Consider the following 20212-nt stretch of genomic DNA (forward strand, 5'->3'; position numbering starts at 1 on the left):
TGTAAATATTCTGTCAAGCGTTAGGATTGAAATGCGTTCCCTCAGAGATTTTCCTGTCTGAATCGCGGATTACACGGATGACGCGGATTTTAAGACATCCTCCTATCAAATCATAGTTTCTCTGTTGGGGTTGGAAACCCTCTTACAAAAGCGTGGAAGTCATTAGTGTCAGAGACCTTACACACCCGAAATAATTCTTGTGTTTCGCGACACTTGGTGCTATCATTTGAAATATGAAAACCAATTACCAATCAAACCCCATGATGCAAAGAGGAAAGTATATGAAAAACCGCAAAATTTTTATCGTATTTGTTTGCCTGTTGACATTAATTTTGGAAAATTATCAAAGCGTTGAAGCGCAACAGAATCTTGCACAACAGGCGTATGCGATCTTTGAACAAAACTGCCTCAACTGCCACGGGGAACACGGTGCCTATACGGAACAACTGATCATTGAACATGCAGCGTTGGTGGCACCCGGGGGGGCAGTAATTCCGGGGAATCCTGAAGCGTCTGAGTTCTATCAGCGGTTGATTGAAACTGCGCCAGAGAGACGGATGCCACTCAACGCACCTCCATTATCACAGGCAGCGATTGACACCATTCGAGATTGGATCGCTGTCGGGGCACCGGATTGGCGAGACACCTTTGAAGTAGAGAGCACCTTCATCACGCCCAAGGAAATGCTTGAGACGATTGAGAATCACGTTAACTCACTGGCACCTTTTGACCGCACTTTCGCACGCTATTTTACACTCACACATCTCTATAACGCTGGCGAAACGACTGAGGCTCTCCTTGCCTATCGGCGCGCACTCTCAAAACTCGTGAATAGCCTCTCTTGGGGACGTAAGATTAGTAACCCACGACCCATTGATTTGAAAGAAACAATATTCTATATCGACCTCCGAGACTACGAATGGGAGATCGGAATCAATCGATGGACACTAATTGAGGCGGAATACCCTTACGGGATTGACTTCAACGCGCCAACACAGACCGCACTCCGTGAAAAATTAACAAACCTACGCGCAGAAATGGATTGTGAAGTGCCGTTTGTTCACGTGGACTGGTTCCTTGCGACTGCATCTTTGCCACCGCTCTACCACGACATTCTCGGTCTTCCTGAGACAGATCGGGAGTTGGAAACACGGCTTGAGGTGAATGTTGTCGAGAATCTTCGGAACGCAGCCGGAAGACGCGTCTGGCGTGCGGGGTTCAACGAGTCGGGTGTGTCCAATCATAATCGCGTTGTGGAACGTCACGAATCGCGATATGGTGCGTATTGGAAAAGCTACGACTTTGCGGGGAGTGTGGGTTCACAGAATATCTTTACACATCCGTTGTCCTTCACTCACGACGGTGGTGAGATTATCTTCAACCTCCCTAACGGCTTGCAAGCATACCTGTTAGTAGATGCCGGAGGCAACCGACTTAATGAAGCACCGATAAGCATCGTTCGGAATCCTGCTGCGAGCGATCCAACCGTCCGCAACGGACTCTCTTGTATCGGTTGCCACACAGAAGGGATGAAGGTGTTTGAAGATGAGGTGCGTGGTGTTGTTGAGCAGAACCCGAACCCACCCTTTAACAAAGACCGGGCATTGCGGCTTTATACGGATCAAGCGACGATGGATGTGCTTGTGGCAGAAGATACGCAACGTTATAGGGAAGCACTTTGGGAAGCAGGTGGGGTGTTTGGTGGCATTGAACCGATCCAGCGATTCCATGAGGCGTTCCAAGGTCCGGTGGATGCATCGCACGCCGCAGCTGCTGTGGGATTAGAAACCGAGGCGTTTCTCAAAAATATTCGTCAGAATGCAAGTTTACAAAATTTGGGGTTGTTGGTGTTAGAGAATGGCACCATGAAACGGGATACATGGACAGAGCAATTTAGTGAAATTGTGTTTGCTCTGGATTTTCCGAGTCGAAAAACCCCAACAGTTGATCCGCAAGTGGAAATCATCCCTGGGGAATCGATTTACATTCCGGATCCAAATCTACGTACAGCACTCGCACAAATACTCGTTCAACCTGTTGATGTTCCGATTACTGTGAGACAAATGGAAAGTTTTACTTACTTCGGAGTACATGGGAGTCATACAACTACTATTGGAGATACTCCAAATGTACTAAGAGGGAAAGGTATAAAAGATCTAACAGGATTAGAATATGCCAAAAATCTAAGAGAATTGGTATTTGAAGATAACGAGGTATCGGATCTATCCCCACTCGCGAGTCTTATAGCACTTGAAGAACTTAGATTTTCTCAGAATAATATTTCAGACCTTTCCCCGATTGCTGGTCTGACAAAGATTCGTGGTTTGAATATGGAGCATAATCCAATATCAGATCTTTCCGCACTTGCAGACATGTCAGAGTTAGAATCGATACAATTTAGCCATAATTTCCTTGTCACTGAAATTTCAGTCTTAGCTGGAAAAGAAAAGTTAAAAAGTGTTCTGATGTGGGGTCCTCCAATCCATGATATGTCGCCGTTGGCGGAACTCCCTAATATTGAAACAATAGACTTGTGTGGGAATAAAATATCAGAAATACCCTCTTTAGAGAACGCCCCGAATTTGAAAAAATTGTATCTTGTCAGCAACCAGATATCAAGTGTCTCTGTTTTACAGAATCTAAAGGGTTTAGAGAGTTTGAATCTGAGTGGCAACAACATCACAGATATATCGCCGTTAGCTGGGTTGACACACCTAAAGTGGCTGCGTCTCAGTGAGAACAATATATCGGACGTATCTGCTTTGGCAGGACTTATCAACTTGGAGCATTTGGACCTTCGCGGCAATCCGATAACAGATTTTTCACCTTTAGAGGCACTCTCCCAAAATACAAATATACTTACTGGTGAGGTGGCTATACCCGATCTAAACCTCCGCGCCGCAATTGCAGAAGCACTTGGCAAAGGTGGCACTACAATTGTTTCAATTACAGCAGAGGAGATGGCAACGCTGACAAAACTTGATGCGAGTGGCAGGGGTATTCAAAATTTGACAGGACTTGAATATGCTATAAATTTAGAGGATTTATCCGCAATTGACAACCAAATAACCGACCTCTCGCCTCTCTCTGAGCTAATCAACTTGAGAGTATTGAGTGTCTATCATAATCCAATAGAAAGTTTAACCCCGATCGCGGGTTTATCAAACTTAGAATACATAACCCTTATAGGAGATGGTGGAATATCGGACATCTCTCCTCTTGCTGGATTTGTCAAACTCAGACATTTTCTGACATGGGGTAACCCAATTTCTGACCTTTCTCCTCTCGCTGGCTTGACCCAATTGGAAACTATGGATATTTGTGGGTCAGAAGCATCTGATATTTCACCACTGGCCAAGTTAACAGGACTAAAGGAATTGTATCTTTCCAACAACGGTATCTCCGACGTATCTCCGTTGTCAGGCTTAACAAGTTTAACACGATTAGTGCTCGAAAATAATGAAATCTCTGACGTATCTCCGTTAGCAGCGTTAACGCAACTAAAATGGTTAAGGCTTGACCACAATTCTATATCCGATTTTTCATCTTTAGCAGGGCTGTCCGAGACAACCATTTCTCGTACCTTCAACCCGGGTGCCCCGACAGGGGGTCCGAAAATAGAGGGTCCCTGGTTATGGGTGACCGTACCGGGCGAACGTCTTGACAGAACGACAGACCGATTGGCTGAAGCAAGTGAAGGCATTGTAACAGAGCAATATATCGCTACTAACGGTGCCCGGGAAGGAACCTCTGTTGGGAACAGTTTGTGGACCGCAGGTGAAATTTCTCCTTTGCGACGAGAAACTAACATTATTAAAATGTTGGACTCTCTCGGTATTGAAACAGATAGCAATAATAATGGTCTTATCATCTACGGTTCTATCACCCTGGATTCACCGCGTAAACAAGACACAAAGATGTTCGTCGGCAGCGGGGATAGGGTGAAAGTCTGGCTCAATGGAGAATTGGTTCATCAAGTTTTCGTTTGGCGCAGAGCTTATGATTATCAGGATTATTTCCCAGTTACATTGAAACGAGGAACAAATGTCTTGTTAGTCGCAGTTGACAAGGGACCTGGTTACGGGTGGAGCGGCTTTTTTGGCTTTGAAGAAGGCACGGAGTATATGGTGTCAAATCCGCGTGTCGGGTACAACTTTTCCGAATCGACAATCCATGTGAGTGATACTTTCACGCTTGATATTAGTGCAGAAAATATCTATGATTTAGCAGGCTGGCAATTTGATATTGTATTCGATCCTACAGTGCTTGAAGCGGTTGAAGTCAACAAAGGCGATTTTCTGAAAACAGGAGGCGAAGCAACCTTCTTCCAAAAAGGAACAATTGATAACACGACCGGCAAAATTACCAAACTGAGTTCAGCAAGACTCAGCGAAGACGGGGTCAGCGGTAAAGGAACGCTTTTATCGGTGACATTCACAGCAAAAACAGTTGGACAGACGCAGTTGAAACTCGAAAACTTTCAACTCGCTTCTATCACGGGTGTGTCCATCCCCGCGGAGCCACATGAGGTCGCTATTACTGTAGAAGGGCAACTCGTTACCGGGGATGTGAATCGGGATGGACAGGTGAGCATCTTGGATATGGTGCTTGTTGCTCGACACTTCGGAAAAACCGTGCCTGCCGACTCGGAAATTGACATGAATGGTGATGGTGTTATCAATATCCAGGATCTTATCATTGTGGCACAACATCTCGGTGAATCAACCGTATCAGCCGCACCTTCCATGATAGCAGAAGAACTGAATCCTGCGATGGTCCAGGCGTGGATAGCACAAGCACAGGTTGAAAACGACGGCTCTATTGCCTTCCAACAGGGTATCGCGAACCTGCAACGCCTCTTAGCATCGCTGATTCCTGAGGAGACAGCACTGCTGCCGAACTATCCGAATCCGTTCAATCCAGAGACGTGGATCCCGTATCAACTCTCCGAACCGGCGGAGGTTACTTTGACGGTTTATGCTGTCCATGGAACAAAGGTTCGCACTTTAGCGTTGGGATTGATGCCTGCGGGTATCTATCAAAGTCGTAGCCGCGCCGCCTACTGGAACGGCAAAAATGACGTAGGTGAGTCTGTGGCGAGTGGTGTCTATTTTTATACGCTTACCGCAGGAGAGTTCACATCAACACGTAAAATGTTAATCCGCAAGTAGAACGGCAGTGGTAGAGGAATAAAAAAGTAGGGTGGAAGTTAAATGCCTTTCACCCTATTCGTCTTTAACGGACACACTGGAAAGATTTTGCCCTTCCAGACTTTTTGTGTTATCGTATAAAGTATGGTGCCTAATTTCCAATCAACGCTATGATGTGGGGCTAAGGAGAAAGCGTGACGAACCATAAATATTTCATCATAAGCATCGGTCTACTACTCATATTCACCTTAGGGTACCAAGATGTTAATGCACAACAACTACCTTTCGGTGCCAAAGCCCGACTCGGTAGCAATAAAGGCGAGATAAGCGACGTAGCGTTCACACCAGACGGCACGCAAATCGCAGTTGCAAGTAGCGTCGGTATTTGGCTATATGATGCTGCTACGGGTACTGAAACCGCCTTGGAACCCGCAACGCCGTTTGGGGTTTCTGCGATTGCCTTCTCACCCGATGGCAAGACGCTTGCAACAGGCAGTGAGGAAGGCGCGATTTGGTTACGGCGTATAGATACAGGCGCAATTAGGCATTTTTCTCCTTTGCATACGCGAAAAATTTCTTCAGTTGCGTTTTCATTGGACGGTAAGACGCTCGCCAGCGGAAGTTTTGATAAGACGATTGGGTTATGGGATACAGAGACCGGTAAACTTCGTAGCCACCTCAGCGGACATACAGAGGATGTCAACATCGTTGCGTTTTCACCGAATGGCAAAGTGCTTGCCAGCGGGAGTTCAGACAGGACGGTGCGTTTGTGGAATCCGGAAACAGGTGAATTGCGGAAAACCTTCTCTCGGCATGATAACATTAATAATATTATTACTGAATTAGCGTTTTCACCGGATGGCAAAACGATTGCCAGTGGCGGGACTGAGTGGCCAACGCTTTATGTATGGGATATAAAAACCGGTGAAGTGCAGGTGGAGCATCATTCACATAACTGGTCAGTTGACGCTTTAGCATTCTCACCAGATGGGACAAAACTCGCTATAGGCGGAGATTCAGATGCAGTTGAATGGATAACTCCAACAGATGTATTGCCGACAGATCATCCGGGGTGGGTGACTGCACTGGCATTCTCAGCAGACGGCAAAACGCTTACGACAATAACGCGAGATGGCACAATCCGATTTTGGGACATAACGAACGGTGAACAACGCTTTCCCGCCATAGCCCATAAAAGCGTTGGAACCGCGTTGGCGTTTTCACCGGACAGTCGGACGCTTGCCACGGGGAACGCCGATGATACAATCCTTCTGTGGGATATTGAGAGAGAAAAGGCAGAAACGATCCGTCATGAAAGTATGAGGGCTTTGACAGCATTGGCATTTTCACCCGATGGTACCACACTCGCGAATGGGAACGCTAACGATACAATCCATTTGTGGGATATGAGGACAGGCAAGGCGTTGTTGATTCGCCGTGAGGACATGAAAGCCCCGACGACCTTGGCGTTTTCATCAGATGGCACCACACTCGCCAGCGCAGGATTGTCTCAGAGAATTTGGTGGTGGGATGTCCGAAGCGGCGAGGTACTCGGAGCTGTTAGAATAATTGATGAAGTACCCTCTGAAATGGTTGCATTTTCGCCAGATGGTACAATCCGCGCAAGTGTGGACCGGAATAACGTAGTCCGCCTGTGGGATACGATTAATGGCAAATTATTATCCACTTTCATTGGTGATGAACGCAATGTGAGGGCAATCGCGTTTTCACCCGATGGCAGTCTATTCGCGAGTGGTGGATGGGGTGCGTTTTCACTGTGGGATGTGCTTCGGCACCGAAGAATCGCGACTTCCGCAGGAGACCATCATTTAATACGGACCTTGGCATTTTCGATTGGTGGGGAGACACTGGTAAGTGGATGTATTGCTGGCAAAGTCCAGTTATGGGAGGTCGCCACTGCTGCTCACCTTACAACGCTCATAGATGATACCGAGCCAGTGAATGTGGTTGCGTTTTCACCAGATGGCAAGGTGCTTGCCAGTTGGAGTGCTGGGGGCGCAATTCTGCTATGGGATTGGGATAAGATCCGTCCAGATCAATAATTGCTAACGACAACCTACCGCCTTCATCATAGCCACGCGGTTGATCACCTATCTGCGCCTCAACTAAGGCCATTTGATCACATAGTTAGACGGCACCTCACGAACGAACATGGACATGGAACGATCCCGATCTCCGGTGCGATACGTCGTAGACGACAGATAGAGCTGGTTTTGCGCACGGGTCATGCCGACGTAGAAAAGACGACGCTCCTCTTCAATTTCTGCTTCAGTAATATTCTGTTTCCACATCGGGAAACTTCCCTCCTCCATGCCGAGAATGATAACGATTGGAAATTCTGTTCCTTTCGCTGCGTGTAACGTCATTAAGGTCAATTGCTCGGTCTTATCGTCGAGTTCATCAATATTGGTGAGCAGCTTCTGATAATCCAGGAAGTTGGTGAGCTGATGCTCGTCATTTACGGATTCAAAATGGATGACTGCGTTCATAAACTGAATACGGCGTTGTTGCCATTCGATATCTTCTCGGAACTCTGGGACAACGGTATCTTGTAGTTCTTCCATATATGCTGTTGCTTCTGCTGCTTCCGAGGCTTCGAGCGGTAGACGATCCGGCAGCACAGCATTGTGTGTCTGGGCAAAACGCTTCGCAGCATTGAGCAACGCATCGGTTTCGGTTAAGCTATCTCTTGTATCGGCTACTTCTTGTTGCGATACCTCCGTTTTGGCGAGGATACCAAGCCCGACGAGCGGTAGAAGTTCGGTGAGGGATTTCACTTCACGTTTGTAAGCATCGATTTTGATGAGTTCTTTGAAGATCTCTCTATTGACGCTAACATCCTCTAAGGCACCGTGTAAACGCCCGTGTTCAATGCCAAATTTTTCAGCAAGTGCCCCCATATTACACCGTTGTCGTGGGAAAAGTCTGCGTGCTGTAGCGAGTGTATCGTAATGTGGCGCGGATAAGTCCCTTTTCAAGTATCTTCTTAAGTCACGCGCAAGGATTGGATTATCGTATTCCGCTACATTGTGCCCAATCAAAATCCTATCATGGATGAACCCAAAGAATTCAGGCAATACCATTTCAATTCCGGGTGAATCTTTGACGGTCTCTGCGTCAATTTGATGAATGCGAGTGGCTGAACGAGGGATATGTCCGCCCGGTGGTTTTACCAAGCAGTAGTACCGTTCAACCTCATCGCCGATTGGGCTAAGACGATGCGCTGCGATTTCAACAATTTCCGCTGTTTTCGGATTGATGCCGGTGGTTTCCAAATCATAGACAACCATGTCCGCCATGTTTGGACTTTCATAGCGATTGATGAGACGTTGGCAAAGTTTGAGTGCCGCAATACTCCGAACACCTTCAGTTTCAAGACGGATTACGTCGCTATCTGCTGTATCTGCCGTACCGATGAGAATAACCCGTGCGTCCTGTCCTTTTTCTCCAAGTGCTTCAAAATCACCAATAAGTAGATGCACGCCGTTGTCCGGCTGTGTCGGTCTATTATCATCAGGAGATAGGAATTGGAGTTGCACACTCTGGTTTAGATAGGTTTCAAGCGTTTGATGAATGATATGTGCTGCGCAATACTCATCAATCCCATGGCTGGCAGTAATCTGAATCGGTTCACCAAGGTCAATCGCGCTGTAAAGGACATCCTGTATAGTTGCTAAGTTAGGTAAATCCGGTTGTTTTTCGATGACCTCCAGTTCTTCGGCGCGATAAGGTGAGCGTGAGATTTCCAAAGCATCAAAGAGTTTCTGGATGATTTTATCAATTTTCTCGCCTTCGATTTCAGTTGACAGTTTCTCAAGTTGCGTCCAAAATTGGCGGACATTTCGGCGAGTCAAGGGACCAACATCTTCTGGATATGCCTCAATATTTTTCAGTAGTTCCATGAACGCAATGCCTTTGCGCGCCGCGATCCATTTGAGACGCACCCATGTCAAATCGTCGATATGCGTTTCAGGAAAATTGATCGCGCGTTCGAGGTCTTGTGGAAGTCGCCACTGAATGAAACGGAGGTAAGCGAGAATCCCTTTGCTATTTCCTTCGCCAAAAGAATTCGTCGGTAGAATCCGCTGGAATCTGATGTCTGCGCGCAGCAACTGTTCTACCAGAACATCTGCAAGTTTGTGGGTTCGGTAAAAGACCGCAATGTCGCGGTAAGAGTAATTACGCTGCGTTACCAAACTCTGGATAACATTAATGATGCCAAGTGCTTCCGCGATAGGTGTATCAAAGGTATAGTGAAAAATGTCTCGTCCCGCATCCTTATGGGTTCTGAGCGTGTGCTGCTTTTGGCGATCCGGGTTTCTGGAGATAACTTCCTCCGCAGCGCGCAAGATTTTCTCACTGCACCGGTAATGGTCATCGAGTTCAAGCGTCCGCGGGTTGAAATCCGTTTTGAAATCATCAATATACTGTGGGTCCGAGCCGCGCCAACTATAGATAGATTGGTCTTCGTCTGCGACTACCATGAGATTATGCTCAGGTGCAGCACAGAGCAATTGGAGTAGATGATACTGCACACGGTTCACATCGTGGAATTCGTCAACGAGAATATAGGAGATCTCTTGATGATAGGCTTCCTGTACTTCTTCCACCCGCAACAGTTCGACGGTTTTCAGAAGGAGATCATCGAAATCGAGCGCGTCGTATTCGTCGAGTTTGCGCTGATAGATTTGCAACAAATTTCGGATATTTTCAAGAGTCTCGGAGTCGTAAATATCCGTCTCATTTACTGCATCAACAGGGTTCTGTAGTGTGCATTTAGCATCACTGATGATGTTTCTTAGCAACCATGGTGGGTAGTCGTCAGCGTTGAGGCTCAGTTCACTGACGCTTTCTGTTAAGATCTCGTCTTGGAGTTCTTGATCAAAGATGGTAAAATTTTCGCTTAATCCAATCTTCAGCGCGTGTTTCCGAAGCACTTTGACACAGAATGCGTGGAAGGTGCAAGCCTTAACACTGGATCCGTGCGGTTCACCAATTTCGTTGTTGATGCGTTCCTGCATCTCTTCCGCTGCTTTGTTGGTAAATGTAATCGCAAGGATCTTCTCTGGCCTGATATTGTGTTCGCGAATCAGGTGCTCAATGCGGTGTGTAATGACTTTCGTTTTCCCTGTACCAGGACCTGCGATAACGAGTAGGGGACCGTTTTTATGTGTTACCGCTTCTTTCTGTTTTTCATTTAATTCGTGGAGAATGTTCATCGGGGTTCCCTCCGTACATTCTATCGGGAGAAATTTGTGCGTTTTTTAAGGTCAATGTGATATAGTGTTTGCATTGAGAAACAGAGTGCTGATAAGCAATTCATCACTACCAATAACCTACGATTATTATACCTTATTTGACGTGAAAAATCAAGGCATTTTGGAGATAGTGGAGCCTGTTAGTTTCATTTTTTTGAATTTTTGTGTGGTAGGTTGGGTTAAAAAAAGATACTTGAGGTATTCCTCTGACTTAATTTTTTTATAAGCATATTGCCGCTTATGTGCTTGAACAAAAACGAATACAATGAAATTACTTGATACTGTTGCCCTAATAGTAGATATGCCTGCACTCAATTTATACCGTGGACAGGTCGGCACAATTGTTGAGGAATATGAACCTGGCGTATTTGAAGTTGAATTTAGTGATCTGCAAGGCAGAATGTATGCTTTGGAGACATTAGAGGCTTCTCAACTCATGCTGCTCCGGCATCAACTTCTTGAAGAAAGAAAGTAGGCTTAGTGCTCGTGTTAGGCAGTGAAGCACACTTATTATCTCGCAGATTTAGACGACATGAACACCCAAAACCCACAACCCTACACGCAATGGGAGCTTCCCACAGGTGCTTTGGCGCGCCTCGGCAAAGGCGGAATAGCGGATATTCAGTATTCACCAGATGGGATCCGTCTTGCTGTTGCCTCTTATATCGGTGTCTGGTTGTATGATGCACATACCTGCACCGAACTCGCACTCCTTAAGCATGGACAGGATCAAGGTGCTGTTTCGCTCGCTTTTTCGCGCGATGGTACAATCCTTGTAACTGGAAATGGGGATGATACGATTTCGCTATGGGATGTCTACACTGGCCAGCGTCACTCCATAATGAGACTCGGAAATGCTGAAGATGAAGTCTGGGCATTCGTAGTCTCACCGGATGGCAAAACCCTCATCAGCGGGGGACTGGATGGGAAAATCCAATTTTGGGACATTCACACAGGTCGCCTGCACTTTGAGAGCATCGGACATGCATATCCTATCACGACCTTGGCGTTGTCACCGGATGGCAAAACCCTTGCGAGTGGGAGTAATGACTTCACCATCAATCTCTGGGATGCCCATACAGGAAGACAGCTCTCCACCCTCACAGGACATACACATAACGTTATGGCGTTGGCGTTCTCTCCCAACGGCATAAATCTCGTCAGTGGCAGTCGGGACGAGACGCTCTGCTTATGGGATACCACTACCGGCGAAAAATTAGAAACTCTCGCCACCGACATCGGTGTTACCGGTAATTTGGAGTTTTCACCCGATGGGACATTCCTCGCGAGTGGGAGTGGTGACCAGACCGTTCGGCTCTGGAATGCGGATACAGGCACCGAACAGGCAACTCTCACGGGACATAAAGATGGTATTTGCGGCATCTCTTTCTCTCCCGATGGAAAAACGATTGCCAGTGCGAGTGGTGATCATACCATTCGTTTTTGGGATCCTGCTACCGGTGCAGAGAAAGCAATTATTGACGGGCATATTGAGTGGATTAATGCCGTAACATTCTCTCCTGACGGGAATCTCCTCGCCAGCGGCAGTGATGACGAAACGCTTCGATTGTGGGACCTGTCCACCTACACTGCGTCTCAAACCCTCAACGGCCATGAATATCTGATTGAGGATGTCGCGTTTTCATCGGATGGTGAAATCCTCGCAAGCGCAAGTCAAGATGAAAGGATTTGCTTGTGGAATGTGAATGCTGGCATCGAGATGGCGATCTTGGATCATACGGATATGGTTACCGCATTGGCGTTTGCGCCGAACAGTCCTAAACTCGCGAGCGGCGGTGAAGACAACGCTGTTCGATTGTGGGATGTTGATACTGGAGAGCAATTAGCAGTCTTAGCGGGCCATACCGATATTGTTACGACAGTAGCATTTTCACCGAACGGAAGAACCCTTGCGAGTGGCAGTGAGGATAACACAATTCGGTTATGGAATGCGATCACTGGTCATTATCTCGCTGTGCTTACAGGCCATACCGATGTTGTTAAGGCGGTTGCGTTTTCACCGGATGGAAACATTCTTGCCAGTGGGAGTTCGGACAACACCATTAGACTTTGGGATGTGAACAGTTGTCAGCATATAACCACCCTTATAGGCCATACCGATACTGTTGAGACCGTCGCGTTTTCGCCAGATGGACGCACGCTTATAAGCGGCGGTGATACTGAAGATAACACGATCCGTTTATGGGATCCTGCCACCAACCAGCAGCGTGCACTCATTAAGAACTTTAGAGTTCGCACATTGGCATTCAGTCCTGATGGCAGAACCCTTGCCAGTGGCAGCGCAGACGGGACAATCTTTATCTGGGATCTCGCAACTGTTGAGGCTACATATAATTTAGTCTAACCAGCTTTTGGGAAACCCGATCCTCTTCGCTGGCGAGGTTTGCAACCTCGCCATTTTCATTCCAGATGACGCGTGTTTTATTACGGCTTGGTATCGGTATTAACAGGTGGTTCTTCGTTGTCAATAAACCTTTCAATTGTGTTAATCGTTGCTGGACTCGTACGGAAGTCGGCGACCCACGGTTCACGGAAATATGCCTGCTTTTCGCGCGGTAAGGCGGAGAGTACTTCGGGCGGGGTCTTCAGCCGATGCCAATGCGTTGCGAGATGCGCGTAGGCGTTTAGAACTGCTACGCGTGGTGCCTCCCGTTGCCAAACAGGACCCGCATGACACAGGTTTTCCGTAAAGAAAATCGCACTCCCCGCTGGGCATTCATACGACATCAGGAACGGACTCCGCTCTCCTGCCTCTAAGGACATGTGATCCGAATGCATCGGGAAGTTAGACTTATGGCTGCCTGCTATGAAATGTGTCGCACCATCATTTTTGGTGACATCCGTGAGTTCAAAGACGACGCGCACCATCCCCGCATGAATCCGTCCGTTATTGACGCGGTACCCAAAGATCGGATCGCCCTGTTGCGGTCCACCCCCATGAAGCCCACCGTGTTCCTGTCCTTTTTCACGCCAGACAGAGGAGCAGTTCTCCAACCGAACATCGGGTCCGATAATTTCGTGTAGGACATCAATCACCTTCGGGTGGTCGATGAGAACACTCGCGGGACCGCCCGGTACAGCGCGGTGTTCTGGTGGTAAAGATTCAGGGTTATGATGTATCCGCTCAATCTGAGCAACGATTGCGTCCACCTCGTCGCGTTCAAGGATCGCAGGACGCACGAGGAATCCGCTCAAGTCAAATCGAAATTTTTCTTCATCAGTCATAGGTTTTACATCTCCTCTGATTCTATAGTCTTGGAATGTTTCTTTTTATTTTTCTCTATGAAAGGCTTGAACAGCATCAACGAGTTTATCTGCACCGAACCGCACGACATCTGTCGCTGGCAATCCCGTCTCTGCCTCCGTTTTGAGTATTGCCTCGCGTGCCTCATCCTCAGACAAATCAAAGCAATTCAAAGCGAGTCCGATGACTTTCGCAGGCTTTATCGGTGCAGCCATCGCTTCATACTGTGCGATCATCTCAGTGAGTGAGGGCAACGGCACTGTATACCGTGCAACCGTATCCCGCGAGGGTTGATGGCAAAATATCATCGCATCCGGTAGACTGCCGTGGAGGAGGCTTAACGTTACGCCGGAATATCCGGGATGTACGAGTGAACCCTGTCCTTCAACGATGAGTAGATCGTGATTTTGCGCACCTTCAAGTACAATCTGCTCCGCTGCACCGGCAGTGAAGTCAGAGACGACGGCATCGATCGCAATGCCCCATCCCCATACCATAATCCCGTTTTGCCCTGTCGGACAGAATTCGGCGTTGACTTCACGCGTTCGCAATGCACGTGTGACCTCTATACCCGATAGCATCTTACCCACACGGCAATCTGAACCGACAGTGAGAATCACTGTGGCATTGACATCGTCGGCTTTGCACGTCGCGACGGGGAGATCAGCAGGCGGTTTTCGGGCATCCCATAGAATCACATCGTGTGCCGCTGCGAGTTCTGAGAGTTCTGCGTCCTCACTCAGAAATTGATGCAAACCACTCATGACGTGTAAACCGTTGTGTATCGCTTCGTGGAGGATAGCGCGCCAAGGATGTGGTAACTCGCCGCCCGGAGGTGCAATGCCAATCGCGAGCATCGTCGGATTGAACTGCATCGCCTCGGCGAGGTCTCGGACGATTGGAATGCCTTCACCGATCTCAATGACTTCGCTGGTGTCCCGTCCCGCATTGACACTATCAATGACTGCCACTACATTGTCAGGGAGGTAGCGCACGAGCACTGTGGCGGTCTTCGATTCAAGAACACCGAATGAGCCTTCGGCGAGAATGGCGATTCTGTGTGATTTCGGTTGTAGTTGCTTTACCATTTTTTATCCGCCGTTTCGGAGAGAATGGGATACATTTGTAGACTAACACAAATCACAATCAATTTCAAGAGATTGAAAGATAGTCCATCCAGTTCTCCTACTGACAACTGATAACTGATGACCGACAACTATTAAAGAAATTGCCGGAGATACCTGCCGCCGAGGGCGAATCCGTCTAACCCTGGCGCACCGCGATCCTCGTTTTCGACACAGAGGACATAGTCATAGCTGGATTCCTGCAACGCACCGGTGATCGTACCCCAATTCAATTGACCGCGTCCGGGTACACGATATTGCCACCACCAGTTCCCAATGATACCTTGTCGGAATTTCATCTGTGGACTGATTTCGCAATCCTTCACATCGGCGTAATACCACTTGCCGTTGAACATACGGATCGCATCTTCAGCGGGTAGAATTCCCATCCATAGCCAGTGCGACGGATCGCAGGACAGCCCCAGTGAATCTGATGGGATCGCGTCGAGGATACGTTCCCACATTTCGGGATTACAAGCGATGTTGCCCATGCGTACGGCGCAATCGAGTGCAAGCTGCACGCCTTTCTCTTCGGCGAAACGGACGACAGGTGTCCACATCTCTTTGAACCGTCCGACGAGTTCAACGGACCTGTCCCCTGGATTTCCCGGTTCTGAGGAGAACTGCCCGTAGAAGTGCCAACTCACGGGACTGCCAGCGTAGGTCACGACCACTGGTGCCCCGAGAATAGAAGTAGCTTCGATTGCCTGCATCAAAGTGTCGCGCGCGTTCTCTCGTGTTTCCGGATCATCGTCAAGTAGGTTACTATGCGCTGTTAAGGCGGCGAGATATATACCATGACTCTCCAAAATTTCCTTGACCTCTTCGCCACCAGATTGTATAATGACACTCGGTTCAACAACGCCGGTGGCGTTAGGACGGATTGCGTCAAATCCGTTGGCTTTTGCCCACGCTGCGCATTCGGCAAGGCTCCAACCGCCGTCGCCTGCGCTGGTGCTGAAACTTAAATCCATAATTTTCCCTTTTCTTACAGCATTGAGGACTTTTTACGTATGCAAATTCTATGTGAAGAAAATATTACTGAAAAACTATTTTCGCTCTATAATCAACTGCTTGCGCAACACGGGCATCGTAAGTGGTGGCCCGCAGATACGCCGTTTGAAGTGGCACTCGGTGCGATCCTAACGCAAGCGACATCGTGGCGCAATGTCGAGAAAGCGATGGAGAATCTCAAAAGTGCCGATGCTTTTACACCGGAAGAGATAGCTTCCATCAGCCAAGCTACATTGGAGCGGTTAATCCGACCCTCGCGTTACTTTCGTATGAAGGCACAGAAGGTCCGTGCGTTTGTGGACTACATCGCTGAGCGTCCCATGCACGTGATGTTTAAGCAAGATGTCCCTGAATTGCGTGAAGAACTGCTTTCCATCTATGGTGTCGGTCCTGAAACAGCGGATACGATTATCCTCTACGCTGCGGGAAAACCAAGTTTTGTTGTTGATTCCTATACCTACAGACTTTTCTCACGACTGGGATGGGTTACTGGGAACTATAACTATGAAAAACTTCGCGCCCTATTTATGGACAATCTCCCGCACGATGTTGATCTCTTCAACGAATATCATGCGTTAATCGTTGGGCACGGTGCGAGAATCTGTCATAAAAAAACACCGAATTGCCAAGAGTGTCGTTTACGGACGTCTTGTGCCTATTACGAGTCGTCTGAATGACGAGTGGGTTGCAATCGGCTGCCGCTATAGTTTTGCAAAAAAGTCCGCTTCTGTCAAAATTGGGATGCCCAATTCTTCCGCCTTCGTGTATTTGCTTCCCGCGCCTTCGCCAGCGATGAGGTAATCCGTCTTGCCTGTTACGCTTGATGTAACTTTACCGCCCCGCGTCTTAATCTCTTTAGATGCCTCGGTGCGCGTCATACCTTCAAGACTGCCCGTAACGACGAACGTTTTCCCACTGAAGAAGCTATCCGTCATTATACTGGCTTCTGTGCTGTTAGATTCTGCCGCTACTGTGAAACAGTGTAAACCGGCTTTCCGCAATTTGTCAATCAACGGCTGATTTTGCGAGAAGAAGTTGACAACACTCTCCGCTATCTGCGGACCGATACCGTCCACCGATTCAATTTCCTCAAGTGATATTTCGCTGAGTTTGTCTAAAGATGAAAAGTGTTCAATGAGCAGCTCCGCGACAGTTTCTCCGACATGAAAGATACCGAGTCCGAAAAGCACCTTCTCTACCGGTACCGTCTTGCTCTGTTCTATTTGGTGGACAAGGTTGCGCGCAGAAGGAACCCCCATCCGCTCCAGTTCGCTTAACGGTTCTACCTTCAGAGCGTAAAGATCGGCAACATCGCGAATCAGTTCTTTATCCACCAGTTGGTCAATTGTAGCGGGACCGAGACCTTCAATCTGGAGTGCGTTGCGCGAAGCATAGTGCGCAATGCGTCGTTTCAGTTGTGCAGCGCAGACCACGTTCACGCATCGGACCGCGACCTCTGTCTCTGTACGTTGGACAGACGTGCCACACGCCGGGCACGACTCTGGAAAGTTGAAAATAACTTCATCACCTGTTCGGTCTGCTTTTAGCACCTCAACGATTTTAGGGATGACATCCCCCGCACGCTCAAGCACAATCCGATCACCAATATGGATGTCTTTCGAGCGAATTTCTTGCTCGTTGTGTAGGGTGGCGTGTGTGATTGTCGCACCGGCGAGTGTTACAGGCTTCAGAATCGCCACCGGTGTCAGTGTACCCGTGCGTCCTACTTGCACTTCAATTTTTTCAATAGTTGTCGTGGCTTGCTGCGCGTTGAACTTGTAAGCGATTGCCCAGCGCGGATATTTGGAGGTTGCACCGAGTTCACGTTGTTGGGAGAATTGGTTGACTTTTACGACGACACCATCGGTCTCATAGGGAAGTTCGTGGCGTTTTTCTAACCAGTGTTCGTAATAGTTTTGAACGTCTTCAATGGATTTATGGTAGGTGGTATGCGGATTACACTTGAGTCCCCAACGCTTCATGTTTTCGAGCGATTCTGTGTGGGTTGCGGGAGCAAGTTCTTCGGCGTAATTGAGGGTATATATGAAGATATCTAATGGACGAGAGGCGGTTATGGAGGCATCTAACAGGCGCAATGAACCGGCGGCGGCATTCCGAGGGTTCGCGAAAGGTGGTTCCCCTTCTGATTCGCGCTGCACGTTAATTTCATTGAGACAATCTTTCGGGAGAAAGACTTCACCGCGCACTTCTAAGACAGGTGGCACTGCTCGTTCTGTGTCAACAAGTCGTAATGGAACAGAACGGATCGTTCGCAAGTTGTCGGTTACATCTTCACCGTATTCGCCATCTCCACGCGTGAGTCCTTGCGTAAATACACCGTTCTCATAAGTTAGCGAAACCCCCAGCCCGTCTATCTTCATCTCTGTGACGTATTCGACCGGGGCATCCTCTAATAACCGCTGTACACGTTCTGCGAATTCCCGTAACTCCTTTTCATTGTAACTGTTGTTCAGGCTCAGCATGGGATTACGGTGCTGTAGACGGGCACCTAATACAGCACCGCCACCGACCCGTTGCGTCGGTGAATCTGGCGGGATGGGTGCTTCACTTGCTGCTTCGAGTGCCGCAAGCTGCTTCATAAGCGCGTCGAAATCCGCGTCAGAGATTTCCGGTTGGTTGTCGATATAGTATTTGCGCTCATGATGGCGTATTAACGCTCTCAGCTCATCAATCTCTATTCGCATAACGCTTTATCCGGTTCTAAAAGGGGTTTTGAAAGGTTCAGGACGAACGCCCACAAAACAGATATTGAAGGATGAAAGGAAGGGGATGGAAGAATGGAAGGAAGGGTGTTCAATCTTCCAACCTTCCGACCTTCCAACCAAGAATTTTCCACTCCCGCAGGCAAACGAAAGAATCTTGCATAACCCTTAAAGTTTTTAAGCAACCTGGACCGGTCAGAATAAATCTATTTGCGTCACTGCGTGTGTGCAGATAAATTGCCTGCAAGTGTTAATCGTCTCTGGCGTGTAAATGTGCGTGGACGCGTGAAACCTTCGCCTGTCGGTCCCGCTATCGTCATCGCTAAGAATCCTTCGCCTTCCAACCCACAAGACGCGTAAGATGGAGCATTAATAACCACAACGCTGCAGTCCATTGCCTTCGTGAACTGCGTAATCCGTTTCGTGTTATTCGTGTGGAGCACTGCTGTATGTCCACGTCCGCCCTCTGCTCTAAGGGCACCTGCTAATGCCTCATCGAAATCTCGGCACCGAACAACGGGCAGAATCGGCATCAGGTATTCGTTGATAACAAACCCGTGGTCAGCCGGAACTTCTACAACAATTGCTGTCGTTTGTGCGGGTGCCGTGATACCAGCAGCGTTTAGAATCGTCAGGGCATCTTTACCGATGTATTCTTTGTTTGATTCGTCTTTTTCGGTGACAACAGACTCCAGTGCCTCGCGTTGGCTCGCGTCGAGTAGATGTCCGCCGCTCTGTGTGAGTGCTCGAATCGTTTCATTCGCAACAGATTCAACTACGAAGAGTGCTTTTTCGCCGATACAGAGCAGGTTATTGTCAAAACTGGTGCCTGCGATGACGTGTTTTGCGGCATCCTGCAGGTCAGCAGTCTCGTCGATAATTGCCGGTGGGTTGCCGGGACCGGCTGCGATTGTCTTTTTGCCGCTCGATAGTGCTGTCCTGACGACGGATGCTCCACCCGTCGCAACGAGCATAGCGATGTCAGGGTGCTCCATGATCTCCTTTGCTGTTCTTAGACTGGCATTTGCAACAGAGGTGAGCAGGTTGGCGGGACCGCCTGCCTTGACAATCGCTTCGTTGATGACGTGCATCGTCTCTTCGGTGCACTCACGAGCGTTTGGATGTGGACTGAAGACGACAGCGTTTCCGGCTGACAGCATTATAATCGCGTGGTTGATTACTGTTGATGTAGGATTGGTCGTGGGCGTAATCGAATTAATAACCCCGAATGGGACGTACTCAATCAAGAGCGTTCCCGTGTCACCTGACATCGCTTCTGACAGCAGATCCTCAACTCCCGGCGAGAGGGTAACGGCACCCTCATTCTTCATCACCTTATGTTCGGCGTTTCCCATGTTCGTATCTTGAACTGCTAAGTCAGCGAGGCGTTTCGCATTGGCAAGCGATACCTCTTTGATCGCTTCAATAATCTCACGTCTTTTGGCGAATCCGAGCTTAACAAGTGCTTCTTGTGCCGTTTTGGCCGCGGCGATCGCCTCCGCTACTGTCGCAAAAACCCCTGCCCGAGAAGAACTCGCACCCGTAACTGCTACAGGCTGCGCTGCTGCTGGTCGGTCTTGTTGCAGTGTTCTCAAGACTTGGGAAACAATCTCTTCAATCTGTTTTTCGTCAATTTGTGCCATTCAACCCTCCAGTA

At 48.3% G+C, this 20212-nt stretch carries 11 protein-coding genes; 5 read left to right on the forward strand and 6 right to left on the reverse strand.

Features of this window, described 5'->3' with window-relative positions:
* Nucleotides 1-281: 281 nt before the first annotated feature.
* Both OXH39_13520 and OXH39_13525 read left to right on the forward strand, forming a co-directional pair.
* Nucleotides 282-5171 carry a leucine-rich repeat domain-containing protein gene (locus OXH39_13520; GenBank protein ID MCY3551474.1) on the forward strand — a complete coding sequence of 1630 codons (4890 nt, stop codon included), beginning with the start codon at nucleotides 282-284 and terminating at the stop codon, nucleotides 5169-5171.
* Nucleotides 5172-5344: 173 nt separating this feature from the next.
* Nucleotides 5345-7213 carry a WD40 repeat domain-containing protein gene (locus OXH39_13525; protein ID MCY3551475.1) on the forward strand — a complete coding sequence of 623 codons (1869 nt, stop codon included), beginning with the start codon at nucleotides 5345-5347 and terminating at the stop codon, nucleotides 7211-7213.
* 63 nt (nucleotides 7214-7276) lie between these two features.
* On the opposite strand, the gene OXH39_13530 is transcribed toward OXH39_13525, so the two are convergent.
* On the reverse strand, nucleotides 7277-10390 hold the full coding sequence (locus tag OXH39_13530; protein MCY3551476.1) for a UvrD-helicase domain-containing protein: 3114 nt from the start codon (nucleotides 10388-10390) through the stop codon (nucleotides 7277-7279).
* A 304-nt stretch (nucleotides 10391-10694) separates the two neighbouring features.
* Between OXH39_13530 and OXH39_13535 the strand changes: the two genes are divergently transcribed.
* Both OXH39_13535 and OXH39_13540 read left to right on the forward strand, forming a co-directional pair.
* Nucleotides 10695-10904 (forward strand): DUF4926 domain-containing protein, encoded by a 210-nt coding sequence (locus tag OXH39_13535; protein MCY3551477.1) that lies wholly within the window; start codon nucleotides 10695-10697, stop codon nucleotides 10902-10904.
* Nucleotides 10905-10961: 57 nt separating this feature from the next.
* Nucleotides 10962-12794, forward strand: coding sequence for a WD40 repeat domain-containing protein (locus OXH39_13540; GenBank protein MCY3551478.1), 1833 nt, complete (start codon nucleotides 10962-10964; stop codon nucleotides 12792-12794).
* Between the two features lie 80 nt (nucleotides 12795-12874).
* On the opposite strand, the gene OXH39_13545 is transcribed toward OXH39_13540, so the two are convergent.
* The 3 genes from OXH39_13545 to OXH39_13555 form a co-directional block, all read right to left on the reverse strand.
* Nucleotides 12875-13675, reverse strand: coding sequence for a phytanoyl-CoA dioxygenase family protein (locus OXH39_13545; GenBank protein ID MCY3551479.1), 801 nt, complete (start codon nucleotides 13673-13675; stop codon nucleotides 12875-12877).
* A 45-nt stretch (nucleotides 13676-13720) separates the two neighbouring features.
* Nucleotides 13721-14782, reverse strand: a complete 1062-nt coding sequence (locus OXH39_13550; protein MCY3551480.1) for a DUF1611 domain-containing protein — start codon at nucleotides 14780-14782, stop codon at nucleotides 13721-13723.
* A 131-nt stretch (nucleotides 14783-14913) separates the two neighbouring features.
* Entirely contained in the window at nucleotides 14914-15792 is an 879-nt protein-coding gene (locus OXH39_13555) for a sugar phosphate isomerase/epimerase (GenBank protein ID MCY3551481.1), read from the reverse strand.
* A 39-nt stretch (nucleotides 15793-15831) separates the two neighbouring features.
* Between OXH39_13555 and OXH39_13560 the strand changes: the two genes are divergently transcribed.
* A complete protein-coding gene (locus OXH39_13560; GenBank protein ID MCY3551482.1) occupies nucleotides 15832-16509 on the forward strand; it encodes an endonuclease III domain-containing protein in 678 nt (225 codons plus the stop codon).
* A gap of 24 nt (nucleotides 16510-16533) precedes the next feature.
* Here OXH39_13560 and ligA read toward each other — a convergent pair whose 3' ends face one another.
* Both ligA and OXH39_13570 read right to left on the reverse strand, forming a co-directional pair.
* On the reverse strand, nucleotides 16534-18537 hold the full coding sequence (ligA, locus tag OXH39_13565; GenBank protein ID MCY3551483.1) for an NAD-dependent DNA ligase LigA: 2004 nt from the start codon (nucleotides 18535-18537) through the stop codon (nucleotides 16534-16536).
* A 233-nt stretch (nucleotides 18538-18770) separates the two neighbouring features.
* Nucleotides 18771-20198, reverse strand: coding sequence for an aldehyde dehydrogenase (locus tag OXH39_13570; GenBank protein MCY3551484.1), 1428 nt, complete (start codon nucleotides 20196-20198; stop codon nucleotides 18771-18773).
* Nucleotides 20199-20212: the final 14 nt, after the last annotated feature.

This window comes from Candidatus Poribacteria bacterium, from assembly GCA_026702755.1.
In the GTDB taxonomy this organism is placed as follows: Bacteria; Poribacteria; WGA-4E; order WGA-4E; family WGA-3G; genus WGA-3G.